General features: G+C 60.6%; 11 protein-coding genes and 1 rRNA gene. 4 read left to right on the top strand and 8 right to left on the bottom strand.

The window, feature by feature from the left end:
• Positions 1-148 precede the first annotated feature (148 nt).
• Positions 149-267: ribosomal RNA gene (gene rrf / locus HMPREF2808_RS09565) — 5S ribosomal RNA — on the top strand.
• A gap of 124 nt (positions 268-391) precedes the next feature.
• Here the strand turns inward: rrf and HMPREF2808_RS09560 are convergent.
• The 5 genes from HMPREF2808_RS09560 to HMPREF2808_RS09540 all read right to left on the bottom strand — a co-directional run bounded on the left by HMPREF2808_RS09560 (position 392) and on the right by HMPREF2808_RS09540 (position 6,968).
• Positions 392-1,348 (bottom strand): hypothetical protein, encoded by a 957-nt coding sequence (locus tag HMPREF2808_RS09560; protein ID WP_070624538.1) that lies wholly within the window; start codon positions 1,346-1,348, stop codon positions 392-394.
• Positions 1,349-1,417: 69 nt separating this feature from the next.
• Positions 1,418-2,548 carry an aminotransferase class I/II-fold pyridoxal phosphate-dependent enzyme gene (locus HMPREF2808_RS09555; RefSeq protein ID WP_070624537.1) on the bottom strand — a complete coding sequence of 377 codons (1,131 nt, stop codon included), beginning with the start codon at positions 2,546-2,548 and terminating at the stop codon, positions 1,418-1,420.
• Complete coding sequence (locus HMPREF2808_RS09550; protein WP_070624536.1) at positions 2,549-3,187, bottom strand: DUF3239 domain-containing protein; 639 nt, start codon at positions 3,185-3,187, stop codon at positions 2,549-2,551. It abuts the gene before it with no gap.
• Positions 3,188-3,191: 4 nt separating this feature from the next.
• Positions 3,192-4,829, bottom strand: coding sequence for a DNA repair helicase XPB (locus HMPREF2808_RS09545; RefSeq protein ID WP_070624535.1), 1,638 nt, complete (start codon positions 4,827-4,829; stop codon positions 3,192-3,194).
• A gap of 36 nt (positions 4,830-4,865) precedes the next feature.
• Entirely contained in the window at positions 4,866-6,968 is a 2,103-nt protein-coding gene (locus HMPREF2808_RS09540; RefSeq protein WP_070624540.1) for a helicase-associated domain-containing protein, read from the bottom strand.
• Between the two features lie 93 nt (positions 6,969-7,061).
• On the opposite strand from HMPREF2808_RS09540, the gene HMPREF2808_RS09535 reads away from it, so the two are divergent.
• Positions 7,062-7,247 carry a hypothetical protein gene (locus HMPREF2808_RS09535; RefSeq protein WP_070523044.1) on the top strand — a complete coding sequence of 62 codons (186 nt, stop codon included), beginning with the start codon at positions 7,062-7,064 and terminating at the stop codon, positions 7,245-7,247.
• A gap of 141 nt (positions 7,248-7,388) precedes the next feature.
• On the opposite strand, the gene HMPREF2808_RS09530 is transcribed toward HMPREF2808_RS09535, so the two are convergent.
• Positions 7,389-7,991 (bottom strand): TetR/AcrR family transcriptional regulator, encoded by a 603-nt coding sequence (locus HMPREF2808_RS09530; RefSeq protein WP_246818558.1) that lies wholly within the window; start codon positions 7,989-7,991, stop codon positions 7,389-7,391.
• Between the two features lie 112 nt (positions 7,992-8,103).
• On the opposite strand from HMPREF2808_RS09530, the gene HMPREF2808_RS09525 reads away from it, so the two are divergent.
• Complete coding sequence (locus HMPREF2808_RS09525) at positions 8,104-9,060, top strand: ABC transporter permease (RefSeq protein WP_232748464.1); 957 nt, start codon at positions 8,104-8,106, stop codon at positions 9,058-9,060.
• A 101-nt stretch (positions 9,061-9,161) separates the two neighbouring features.
• On the opposite strand, the gene HMPREF2808_RS09520 is transcribed toward HMPREF2808_RS09525, so the two are convergent.
• On the bottom strand, positions 9,162-9,812 hold the full coding sequence (locus tag HMPREF2808_RS09520; RefSeq protein WP_070523053.1) for a resuscitation-promoting factor Rpf1 domain-containing protein: 651 nt from the start codon (positions 9,810-9,812) through the stop codon (positions 9,162-9,164).
• Positions 9,813-10,336: 524 nt separating this feature from the next.
• On the opposite strand from HMPREF2808_RS09520, the gene HMPREF2808_RS09515 reads away from it, so the two are divergent.
• Complete coding sequence (locus HMPREF2808_RS09515) at positions 10,337-10,717, top strand: cold-shock protein (protein WP_070624533.1); 381 nt, start codon at positions 10,337-10,339, stop codon at positions 10,715-10,717.
• Between the two features lie 126 nt (positions 10,718-10,843).
• On the opposite strand, the gene HMPREF2808_RS09510 is transcribed toward HMPREF2808_RS09515, so the two are convergent.
• Complete coding sequence (locus HMPREF2808_RS09510; RefSeq protein ID WP_070624532.1) at positions 10,844-11,425, bottom strand: DUF2771 domain-containing protein; 582 nt, start codon at positions 11,423-11,425, stop codon at positions 10,844-10,846.
• Between the last annotated feature and the right edge of the window lies 1 nt (position 11,426).

Below are 11,426 nucleotides of genomic sequence, written 5' to 3'. Positions count from 1 at the left end.
TGGTACTAATAGACCAAAACAAACACACACACTCATTCTTTAGGGTGTGTCAACAACAAAACACGATAAACAATAATCACTGCCGTGTTCGCGTCCACTACACAGTATCTGACACAACACCAGCAACCAGACGTTGCCCTAAGTGTTTGTCGGTGGCCTATAGCAGCAGGGAAACGCCCGGTACCCATTCCGAACCCGGAAGCTAAGCCTGCTAACGCTGATGGTACTGCAACCGGGAGGTTGTGGGAGAGTAAGAAACCGCCGACACCAAACAACAACAAACAACTCAATACAACAAGCCTGAAGGCCCTAGACGTCGTGTGATGTCTAGGGCCTTCGGGCGTTTTCCAAAACGCGAGCAGCAACTAGGTCGTATCGCCGCGGACTCCCATTACAAGGGCCATTCGTTATGGACTAAGCTCTTGCTGTTCAGCGGAGAGCCTACAAATGGGATAGCCTCACCGTTCCACTCGATTCTCAGTGCAAAGCCGTCCTCTTGACGGTATTTGAGGCGGATGACCGCTAGTTCGAATTCTTGCCCGTAGGACTGTTGCTCGATGAGCGCAACTGCACTGTTGTGGACCTCGCGGCGAGGGATAGGGGCGATGCGATAGCTGCCGTTATTCCAGCAGAAGATCGCATCAACTTGGCGGAGGGAGGTACCTCCCGTTGCCTTGCGCACGACAAAGTTCATGGCGAAACCGTCCCAGTCTCCACTGGTGGTCTGGTTGAAAAGCTGAATGGATGGTTTGACGTCGTTGATGAGTTGCTTGATTAATCCACCATCGTCGCCGTTGGTGCCATTCCCATAGGCTGCGGGTGGTATGGCGTAGTCCAAAGCCGGGTAGGAGAACTGGCCAGATTGTGCGTTCTTGTGGCTCTGGTCTTTCAAATCCTGTGCAATGGGAGAGAGCTCCTCGAGGTTACTCGGCGGAGTGTAGTGGTCGGGGTAGTCTTTCCGGTCATACGTAAAGCTATCCAGCTTGTAGTCATAGCGCACGACCAGCAACGTTGCCACGATGTTGCTGGCGTTGAAAGCCTCCTGTGCTTGCTGCAGGCCATGCAGTTCACCCGCAAAGTTGGGCGGAAAGAGGTCTAGCAACAGATTCTGGTGAATGCGTTCGTGCGCTTCGCTATAACGCAGAACCCTGTCAAAGGGCGGTGCACCCGTGATTTCAGCGACATTGACGTAGATAAAGCCGGCGTCCTTTTGCCAGACGGCGAAGAAGGTAATGGATTCGACGTTCTGCTCTTTGATGGTTGGGTCTGTGACGAATGAATGGCGTACCGCCAGCTCGAATCTCTCTGTGGGAGAGCCAAAGCCGTATTCATAATGTTGCTGTGACATGTGAGCCACAATACAGAGTTTGCCCCGTTCCGGTCGGGGATGCTGGTGATACAGCCCCGGAGAGCTTTTCTAGCAATTGTGCATCAGACGGCGCACCGCTTCGCGGATGATCTCCGGACGCTTGCAGAAGGCAAAGCGAACCTTGGACTTCCACGGCTCTGGGTTGTCCGTGAAGGCGGCCAGCGGGATGGCTGCCACGCCCTTTGTTGCGGGCAGCTGCATGCAGAAGTCCACGCCGGTCATTCCGGTGGGGGAGATATCGGCAACCACGTAGTAGGTGCCGCCGGTGTCGTGGACGTGGAAGCCCAACTGTTCTAGCCCTTCCACTAGGATGCCGCGGCACTCTGCAAGCTCAGACACCATGCCGTCCAGCCATTCTTGTTCATAACGCAGGGCATGCGCCACGGCGGGCTGGAAGGGCGTGGTGGAGACGAAGGTGGTGAACTGCTTGGCTTTGATGACACCGTCGAGAAGCTTAGGCTCCGCAATGGCCCAGCCGGTCTTCCACCCAGTGCAGTTGAAGGACTTGGCGGCAGAAGACACCGTGACGGTGCGCTCGGCCATCCCCGGCAGGGAGGCGATGCTGACGTGCTCGGCGGTGCCGAAGGTGAGGTTTTCGTAGACTTCATCGGCTAACACGAGGAGGTCTTTCTCCACGCAGAGCTCGGCAAGCTCGGTGAGTGCCTTGCGGGAGAAGACCGAACCGGTTGGGTTGTGCGGGGTATTGATGATGACCATGGCGGTCTTGTCCGTCACGGCAGCACGAACCGCAGCAACGTCGATGTCCCAGCTGTTGCCGGATTCCTTTAAAGGGACGGGGATGCGGGTGGCGTCGGCAAGCGCGATGGCGGCGATATAGGCGTCGTAAAAAGGCTCGAGGACGATGACCTCCTGGCCGGGCTCCACGAGGCCCAAAACTGTTGCGGTGATGGCCTCGGTAGCACCGGCGGTGACCACGACGTGATCCTGCGGCACGGAGTAGGTCTCTGCGATGGCGTCGACCAGTGCTGGGACCCCGCGCAGGGGAGCGTATTGGTTATTGCCGCCGGCGATATTCTCCTGGGCAATCTCCAGCATGCGCCGTGGGCCATCGCTATCGGGGAAACCCTGGCCCAAGTTCACCGCGTCATGCTCCACGGCAAGCGCGGTCATCGTGGCAAAGATGGTTTCGTCAAATTCTTGAAGCCTGTGAACAGTCATTTAAAGCACCAACAGATCGTATTTCGTAGCCTTCACATCAGAAAGACGCTTGCGTGCGCGCTCGAGGCGCTGCCACTGATCCTCCGGAATGGACTTGCGGGCAATCGTCACGGTTTCCGCATCCGGGGTGCCCCAGGCAATCGGCATCGGGGTGATCTGCTGCCAGTGGTCTTTATCGCTTGAGCTGCGCTGGCCGGAGACCGCGGCCACCGGGACCTTGGTGCCCACGGTGCGCTTGATGCCTGGAATGCTCGTGACCGTGCGCAGACATGCGCCCCACCGCGGCGGCGCCTTCGGGTCAACATTGGTGTTCACCAAGGCCATGAGGACCATGTCACGCTCGTTAACCTCCGCTACCACGGCCGGGGCTAGCGGATAAGAATCATAGAGCTTTTGTGCCGTGCCGACCTTGCGCGAGGCCATGATGCCAACAACGGCGCAAAAGATTCCGAAGAGCACCATGCCGACGGCCAGCGTGATGCGCCAGACGGCATCCATGCCGAAGTAAACGGCGAGGGCTCCGAGGATAAGAACCAAGCCCATGATGAGGCCGGAATTGCGTAGGCGCGAGGAATCCCGCAGGAGCTCGTTGTTCTTCTTAGCAAAGTCTTCGTTGACGTCAAACTTGAAAATCTTCATCAGCTCACAAGTCTACTTCGTCCACCAGCCGGTAGGCATAACCTTGCTCGGCCAAAAAACGCTGGCGGTGCATGGCGTATTCCGCGTCGATCGATTCGCGCGCCACCAACGTGTAAAAGGTTGCTTCCTGACCATCCTTCTTCGGGCGCAGCAGGCGGCCCAAGCGCTGGGCTTCCTCCTGGCGGGAGCCAAAGGTGCCGGAAACCTGGATGGCCAGGGCGGCTTCGGGGAGATCGATGGAGAAGTTCGCGACTTTGGAGACCACCAGGGTAGGAAGCTCGCCCTCGCGGAATTGCTGGAAGAGCTTTTCGCGTTTGGCGGTGGATGTCTTGCCGTCGATGACGGGCGCGTCGAGGTGCTCACCGAGCTCCTCCAGCTGGTCCACGTAGGCGCCGATGATGAGTGCTTGCTGACCTTCGTGCTTCTTCAGCAGTTTGTCGACGGCCCGCAGCTTAGCGCTTGCCGACGCCGCAATCCTGTACGTCTCCCGCGCCTGTGCCGTGGCATAGAGCAGGCGCTCCTCCTGCGTCATGTCCACGCGCACCTCGACGCAGTCCGCGGTGGCGATGTAGCCGGCGGATTCCAGCTCCTTCCACGGCGCGTCATAGCGCTTGGGACCGATGAGCGAAAAGACATCGCCTTCGCGGCCGTCCTCGCGGATGAGTGTGGCGGTCAGTCCTAAGCGGCGGCGCGATTGTAGGTCGGAGGTCATTCGGAAAACTGGGGCCGGCAGGAGGTGCACTTCGTCGTAGATGATGAGGCCCCAGTCGTGGGAATCGAAGAGCTCGAGTGCACGGTATTCGCCCTTGGTCTTGCGGGTGACCACCTGGTAGGTGGCGATGGTAATCGGCTTGATTTCCTTTTTCTCCCCCGAGTACTCACCGATCTCCTCTGGCGTGAGGCTGGTGCGGCGCAGCAGCTCATCGCGCCACTGGCGCCCGGCCACGGTGTTGGTCACGAGGATGAGCGTGGTGGCCTGTGCTTTGGCCATGGCGGCAGCACCCACGATGGTTTTGCCCGCGCCACAGGGCAGGACCACGATGCCGGAGCCACCGGACCAGAAGGAATCGGCGGCATACTGCTGATAGTCGCGAAGCTGCCAGTCCACTTCCTCGGTGCTCAGCGCGATGGGATGGGATTCGCCGTCGACATAGCCGGCGCGGTCATCGGCGGGCCAGCTGACTTTGAGCAGCTCTTGTTTGAGCCGCCCGCGTGCGGAAGGCGGCACGGCGATGGTGCTGTCATCGATGCGCGGGCCCAGAAGTTCGCTGACTTTTTTGGTGCGCGTGAGCTCTTCTAGGATGACGGGCTCGTCCGATTCGAGGATGAGACCGTGGGCTGGGTGGGCCAACAGGCGCACGCGGCCGTAGCGCGACATGGTCTCGGCGACGTCGATCAGCAGCGCCTGCGGCACCGGGAAGCGGGAGTAGTTCTCCAGAACGTCGACGACTTGCTCGGCATCGTGCCCGGCGGCGCGCGCATTCCACAGGGCTAGCGGGGTGATGCGATAGGTGTGGATGTGCTCGGGCGCGCGCTCCAGCTCAGCAAAAGGCGCGAGTGCTGCGCGAGCTTCGTTGGCTTGGGGGTGATCCACCTCGAGGAGGACGGTCTTGTCCGATTGGACGATGAGCGGTCCGGGCATGATGGGGCCTTTCTACTCTGTGCGTCAGGGAGGGACTTAATCCCTGTCGGCGAAGCGGACGGAGGAAATGCGGTGTACCGGGAAGCGCACGGGTTTGCCCGCTGCGCCTAGGGCATCAATGTAGCCGCCCTCAACGGAGAGTGGTGTCACGGTCACGGTGCGGATATCGCCGCTTTTATCGGCATAGGAAATCACGATATCGGCGTGGAAGCGCGCGGCGGCGCGGGCCAGAGTGAGCGGATCTGGCTCCTCCTCCTGGTGTTGGCTCGGATCCTGCCATGACTTCTGCAAAGCCTGAAGCGCCTGCTCCACCGAGGCGGGCTCGTGCTTGCGCGGCTTCGTGCGGGGCGTGGGCAAAAGGTAGGGCTCGGGGGCGACGGTAAGGGAAGCGCCGGATTCATCCTCCGGGGTGGGGGATAGGCCCTTTGCTCGCAGCTTCTCCAGCAACTCGCCCACGCGCAGTTGCGATACCGCGACGGTAGGCGCGAGCAGGCGCAGGTCGGGGACTGAGGCAACGGCGAGCTCTAGCAGCGCGGGGTCCTCGCTGCGAAGGTATGAGAGCGCCGGCCCGCTGCGGAGGGTGCCATGGCGCTTGGCGACGTCCCCGATGGCAAATTCCAACGCCTGCGGCACGCCCGTCGGGCAATGCTTTTCCAAAAAGTCGGTCATTTCCTGGGCGGTCAGACCCTGGTCCATGCCACGGCGAATGGTGGACTCGCTGATGCGGTACACGCTGGCCAAGCCTGGGGATTCGAGGTCAGCCATGGAGGCGAGGGTGCGGTGCGTGTCTGGCTCAAGGGGGCCGGGCACGAGGACGGTGAGATCTTGTTGGATGATGAATTCGCTGACGGTATCGGGGACGAGGCTGGCGGCCGCGGCGGAATCAGCCAGCACACTGGTAGCTTTGCCCAGCGCAATGGCACCGATCCATTCGGCTTCGGCGCGCAGATTCTCAATGGTCAGCGTGCGCGTGTGGCTGGCAAAGAGAGGGGAGCGAAAGCGCAGATCCTCCCAAAACTCTTCGGTGTTCAGCGCGACTGCGGAGTGAGCGTAGACACCCAGGACGAAGCTACGGAAGCGAGGTAGGCGGCGCACAAAGCTGTCGTCTGCGAGCACCCGAGTATCGCTCCACGTGGCCCAGGGGGAGGTACGCCAGGCGTCGAGAAGAATGCGCCACTTCTCCCCGAGATCGGCCTCGAGCCATTCCTGGGATCCGGTGGTGGGGGCGAGGAAGTGGCCCTCTAAGCCATCCGGTTCGCCACGGTGGAGAAGCCGGGCGTGGTGTCCTAGAGCAATAAGCCGCCCGACTTCTTCTTTATCCAAGGCGAGGTCCTTCGCCAACTGGTTGAGCGGGCGAACGCCCACCGAAGAATCCTTGAGCAGCGCGACCGGGTGGCTACCGAGCAACTCGATGAGCCTCTCCATGCCACGCACGGCCTCGAGACCAGCGGCGGCACCGGCGTCGTCTGCCTTTGAATCCGGTTCCGGGGTGCCGGCGCGGCCCGAGGGAGTAGTGGGAATGGGCGGGGTGGCGTCCCCAACCAGTGCACGGGCAAGTGCGCGCGGCAGGCGTACTGAGTGGGCGTTAATGCGCTCCAGGAAACCTTTGGCCAGCAGGCGCTTGGCGGGGTCGTCAGAGTTGATATCCGGCTCGGTGTCAGTGGTGTATCCCACGCCATCGCCCTTGGCCAATGCGTCGAGGATGTGGCGCTCTTCTGTAGTGAGCGCTTCGATGTCTTGTGCGTCGAACTCGACTTGATTGCGCAGCGACCAGCCGGTGGGAAGCGAGCCCATCACCGCGGTGACGATGCGTACCTGCGGGGCGTTGCCGAAGACGAGGCCGCGCTCCTTGAGCTGTTTCGTGATTGCAGGGTTGGTGTCTTCCACCATGTCGACCTCGCCGCCGCGTTGTGCGATGTCCTCCAAGGCAGCGAGCTGCTCGGCGTTGCTTGCCGCCAAAGCATCCGCGACGTGCATCGGAAGTGTCAGGCGCGAGGCCAGCGCGTCGAAGTCCTTCGGTGCGGGGGAGAGAACATCGCTGCGGTTGCTCAGCAGGGCGCGTAAGTCTTCAGCGGGTAGTTGGCTGAGCCATTCGCGGTAGCTCTCGGTGACGTGGGCGCGGTTTGAGGGGGAGGTCATGATGGCCATCAAGTTTAGTAGGCGGGGGAGGGATGGGGCCCTCGTTGGGTGATTAAGTTACTTTTCGGCGCAGGGTTTGGAATAATAAGGAGCATGTCGAATGAGAACAAAGGCTTCGTATCCCCGGCTTGGCCGAAGAACAGCCCCCGCGAGCACGTCATTACTGAGATCACTGCACCGTTTGCTGGCGCATCCAGCCCGTATGGTGACGATCTGATTCTGCCGATGCCGGCAGAGAAGCTGAACTACGTACACCCGTACACCCGCATCAACCGCTAAGTTGGCGCGCAGAAATCTGCGCTTCACTTAGCGAATGTGCTGAGCCTGACTGGCCTGCTTTCAGCCCCTCCGAGAATGTTCTCCTCGGTGGGGCTATACGTGTTTGTAATGTACTTGCGCCTCAACTAGTCGGCACGGGAACTAGTCGGCACGGGCTTGGGCTTTAAAGCCGTCGAGCAGCGTATCGATGAGCTGGGCTTGTATACCTGATAGGTAGTCGGTGCTCACTGGCGTTCTGGGCAGCGGGCGGGTGATGAGACCGATGCCGATGTGAAGTTCGAGTGGGGTGAGGGACTCGGGGCAGAGGCCTGCTTGCCGCGCGAGTTCGATCATCGGTTGGTAGATCGACTTCAGTTCTGCTGTGCGATGGGCAGCGATCTTCTGCGCGTCATCGTCTGAGAACGCAGCAGTGTTCATTTCGGCTGCCGCAGCTTGAACAACGGCGGCGAAGTTAAGGCCGGCGATGCGATGAATGATATCGCGCCAGGTGCCTTCGGGGTCCTCGTTGAAGCCTTGCAGGTGGCTGTCCACCTCTTCCTTGATGTTCGCTACCTCCGCGCTGGTGATGGCAACGATGAGGGAGAGCCGCTCGGGGAAGTGGCGTGAGACCGTGGCGACGCCCACGCCAGCTTTCTTGGCGATTGAGCGCATGGATACGCCCGGTCCCTCGGTGATGAGCAGCTGCCTGGCTGCTGCGACGATGGCTTGCTTGTTTTCTGCTGCATCTTGTCTCACGGCTTGCATCATATCAAACGGAACACTATGCTCCACTTTGTAAGTGAAACATCCTGTTCCGTTTGGAGGCTATGTAATGTCAGCGGTGAAAAGTCGGGAAAGAAAGCAGCCATCGGTTGCTGTGAAATCGATAGCTGCCATCGTGGGGATCCCCATCGTTATCGGTCTCATGCTGTGGGCATTCTTGGCGCCCACCTTTGCATCCGGGCCAGCCGGAGTGCCGATTGCGGTCTCTGTACCGGAGCCCATGCTCGATGGCATCTCGCAGAAGATTGAGAGCGCGGCTGGGGATGAGGCCCCGGAGATCGTCGTGAAGCACGGCGAGGCGGAGGTGCGAGACGCGGTGCTACAGCGTGAGGCTGTTGGCGGCCTCGCTATCTCTCCTCAGGGCGCGAATGCTTTCACGGCCGCGGGAAATGGTGCTCCCTACGTTGCGATGGTTGACGGTCTTGCGAGCCAGCTCGAGGCTCAGGGGATGACCGTGGAGAAGCGGGAGCTGGCACCGACGACGAAGGAGGACCCGCAGGCAAGCGGCATTGCATTGCTTGGCCTTCCGCTAGCTTTTGGTGGCATTATTTCCGCTGTCATTGCCACCTTTGCATTCCGTGGTAAGAAGTGGATCAAGATGGGAGTGCTCGTTGGTATCGCGCTGGTGGGTGCGCTTATTGCTACGTGGATGCTGCACTCGGTTTATGGAACCCTCGGTGGCAGCTTCGCTGCCGAGTGGATGGCCATCGCAGCGGGTATCCTTGCGACTTCTGCGGTAACCGCCGGCCTCGCGGGAGTGATGGGGGCCGCGGGCATCGGAATCGGTGCTGTGGCGACCATCTTCCTGGCGAACCCGCTGTCGGGTCTGGCGACGGGACCATGGCTGCTTCCTGCCGGGTGGTCGACGCTGGGGCAGTGGATGCCCATCGGCGCGACGGGCCACTTGGTCCGTTCACTGTCCTTCTTTGATGGCAATGGTGCCGTCCATGCGTGGTGGGCACTGGGGCTGTGGATCGTTGTCGGTCTAGTGTTGCTGGCCTTCGATAGGTCGCGCGCTAAGGAAGACGTTGCCGTTGAGGAAAAGGTTTAAGCAAAACCAAAAGAGACTGGATGGAGGACACCATCCAGTCTCTTTTTATGTAGTTAGAGTTTTGCCTCGATGTGCCGTGCTTGCACGGCGCTGCGCGCTGCTTAGCGTGCAGCCAGAACCTGTGCCAGCGGGTCGATGACGTGGCGGTTGGCGGAGTAGAAGGCGTTGAAGTCGTGGCGGTTTGCCTTGTACTGCTCGGTGAAGGATGCCGGGATCGTCAGGCCGTACTGGGTGGCGGTGTCCTGGATGAGGGAGTAGAGGGCGTCGGAAGCCAGCTCATCGGTGGGCTCCTCAGCGGCCTCCTGAACGGCCTGCGGGGCGTCAGCCGGAGCCTCCGGAGCGGTCTTCTCCTCGGCCGGGGCTGCGGCTGCGCTTGCATCACGCGGGGTCGGGGCGGAGTTCAGGCCCAGGCTTGCGGAGCAAGCCGGCCATGCGCCCCAACCCTGCTGTGCCAGGGTGCGCTCAGCAACAACGATCTGCTGCTCGCGGGTTGCCAGGTTAGCGGTCGGAGCGAACTCGCCGCCGCCGTAGGCCTGCCAGGTCTGAGCGTTGAACTGCAGGCCGCCGTGGTAACCGTTGCCGGTGTTGATGGCCCAGTTGCCGCCGGACTCGCACTGTGCGAGGCGGTCCCAATCGGAATCCGGTGCAGCGGCAGCGTTCGGTGCCATGATGGCTGCGGCGGCGCCCACGGCAACGGTGGAGGCGGCAAACTTGGTGGCGATGGACTTGTTCTTAGCGGAGTGGCGTCCCATTAAAGTATTCCTTCTCTAGGTTGTTCTTGCTTTCTCGCGCCCAGATGATGCCCAGTCCGGCATGGTTTCTTGCAGTTGATGTTCATAGTCATGCACATCATGTGCGGCCGCCTAGTGGAAGCCCGGACTGTGTCTGGGGCGAGACTTCCACGGCCGGTGGCCGAAGTGCCTGTGGGAAAGAGTAGCGGTTTATAACGAAACAGTCACGTTAAATGCTCCAAAACGGTAACAATCATGGCAATTTATCTATGTTTCCCCTGTTCGCGGCGGCAATGTTAGCTACATCACGCATGTTATGGGTGTGGTTGATGGGGTGAACCCTGGGGCAAGTTTCTCTGGCGGAGCGTGGGGAGGTTAAGATGTATCTCTTTATAAGTTCCACGGATAGTTCCTCCGCGCGGCCGCTTCAGTATTAATTACGCCGCGCCTCCTCGTCCCGGAATGCTTGCGGCCTATAGGCCTGGCGCATGGCAGCGCCTAAGCTTTCATAAGAGGAGAGACGGAAAGAAAGTGAGTGAAGAACCATGCCTATCGGCAAAGTGAAGTGGTATGACGCGGACAAGGGCTTCGGCTTTGTCAGCAACCCCGGCGATGAAGACGTCTACGTTAGCCGCAACGTGCTGCCCAAGGGCGTTGATGAGCTGTATCAAGGCCAGCGGATCGAGTTCGACTTCGCTGCTGGCCGTCGCGGCCCGCAGGCGCTGCGCGTGAAGGTCCTTGATTCCCCGCGCCGTCGTACCCCGGCCCGCAAGCCGGAGGAGCTGTCGAGCATGCTTTCCGACGTCATGACGCTGCTCGAAACCCAAGTGCAGCCCGTGCTGAGCCAGGGCCGCTACCCAGAGCGCAAGACCGGCCGTCAGGTGGCTGAGATTCTGCGCGCTATTGCCAAGGACTTGGATAGCTAAGGGGCGGCCTACATTCGTAGGCCGATGACTGAAAAGTGCCCTAGTTGCCAAAAGTTAGGCTGATTTTTGAATGATCAGCCCTAAGTTTGGCAGCTAGGGCACTTTGTCGATCGGTGGGGCGGGGCGCTACTTCTCAGCTGGTGCTTCGCCCGTGGCCTTGGACTCCTTGAGTTCTTCATCCGTCATGGTGGACAGGGACCACACCGTCTGCATCGGGGTTTCCTCGCCATTGGCATCGTGGCCAATCATGAGCGTGGAAATTTCCACCACCATCAGCTTGGGGCGCTCACCGGTGGAGGCCTCAATCGGCGGCACAGAGCCGGGGATGTCCAGCGAGGTGGTCTCGTTGGCGCCGTGAGAGGTGCTGTCATTGGCGGCCGCGTCATCATAGATGGACAGCACGGACCACTCGTGGTTAGAGATGGCCTCGGGGATCTCCAACTTCAGGGTGTCATCGGGGCCCACCGTGAGGTTGGGAACTTCGCCTTCCTTGCAGTCGGTGCCAGGCTCGCAGACGCTATAGGGTGCAACGTCAAGGGTGTCGGAGCCCACCGTGGCCGTGATGGTGACGTCCTGTGGCTCGGGGCCCGGGCGGTCATTCCTCCACTTTTGGAACAGCACCACCGCCACGACGATGACCGCCACGGCGATGATGAGCGCCAGAAACTGCAGCAGCGACTTCTTCCTTGCTTGCTTCACGGTAGCCATG

The sequence above is a fragment of the Corynebacterium sp. HMSC078A10 genome (assembly GCF_001811565.1).
In the GTDB taxonomy this organism is placed as follows: Bacteria; Actinomycetota; Actinomycetes; order Mycobacteriales; family Mycobacteriaceae; genus Corynebacterium; species Corynebacterium hesseae.
The sequence above is the reverse complement of the archived record's forward strand: the minus strand, read 5'-3'. Positions and strand labels throughout refer to the sequence as shown.

Excerpts from the sequence above, each read along its gene's own strand:
- HMPREF2808_RS09560 (WP_070624538.1), bottom strand. The coding sequence starts at position 1,348 with ATGTCACAGCAACATTATGAATACGGCTTTGGCTCTCCCACAGAGAGA.
- HMPREF2808_RS09555 (WP_070624537.1), bottom strand. The coding sequence starts at position 2,548 with ATGACTGTTCACAGGCTTCAAGAATTTGACGAAACCATCTTTGCCACG.
- HMPREF2808_RS09550 (WP_070624536.1), bottom strand. The coding sequence starts at position 3,187 with ATGAAGATTTTCAAGTTTGACGTCAACGAAGACTTTGCTAAGAAGAAC.
- HMPREF2808_RS09545 (WP_070624535.1), bottom strand. The coding sequence starts at position 4,829 with ATGCCCGGACCGCTCATCGTCCAATCGGACAAGACCGTCCTCCTCGAG.
- HMPREF2808_RS09540 (WP_070624540.1), bottom strand. The coding sequence starts at position 6,968 with ATGACCTCCCCCTCAAACCGCGCCCACGTCACCGAGAGCTACCGCGAA.
- HMPREF2808_RS09535 (WP_070523044.1), top strand. The coding sequence starts at position 7,062 with ATGTCGAATGAGAACAAAGGCTTCGTATCCCCGGCTTGGCCGAAGAAC.
- HMPREF2808_RS09530 (WP_246818558.1), bottom strand. The coding sequence starts at position 7,991 with ATGCAAGCCGTGAGACAAGATGCAGCAGAAAACAAGCAAGCCATCGTC.
- HMPREF2808_RS09520 (WP_070523053.1), bottom strand. The coding sequence starts at position 9,812 with ATGGGACGCCACTCCGCTAAGAACAAGTCCATCGCCACCAAGTTTGCC.
- HMPREF2808_RS09515 (WP_070624533.1), top strand. The coding sequence starts at position 10,337 with ATGCCTATCGGCAAAGTGAAGTGGTATGACGCGGACAAGGGCTTCGGC.
- HMPREF2808_RS09510 (WP_070624532.1), bottom strand. The coding sequence starts at position 11,425 with ATGGCTACCGTGAAGCAAGCAAGGAAGAAGTCGCTGCTGCAGTTTCTG.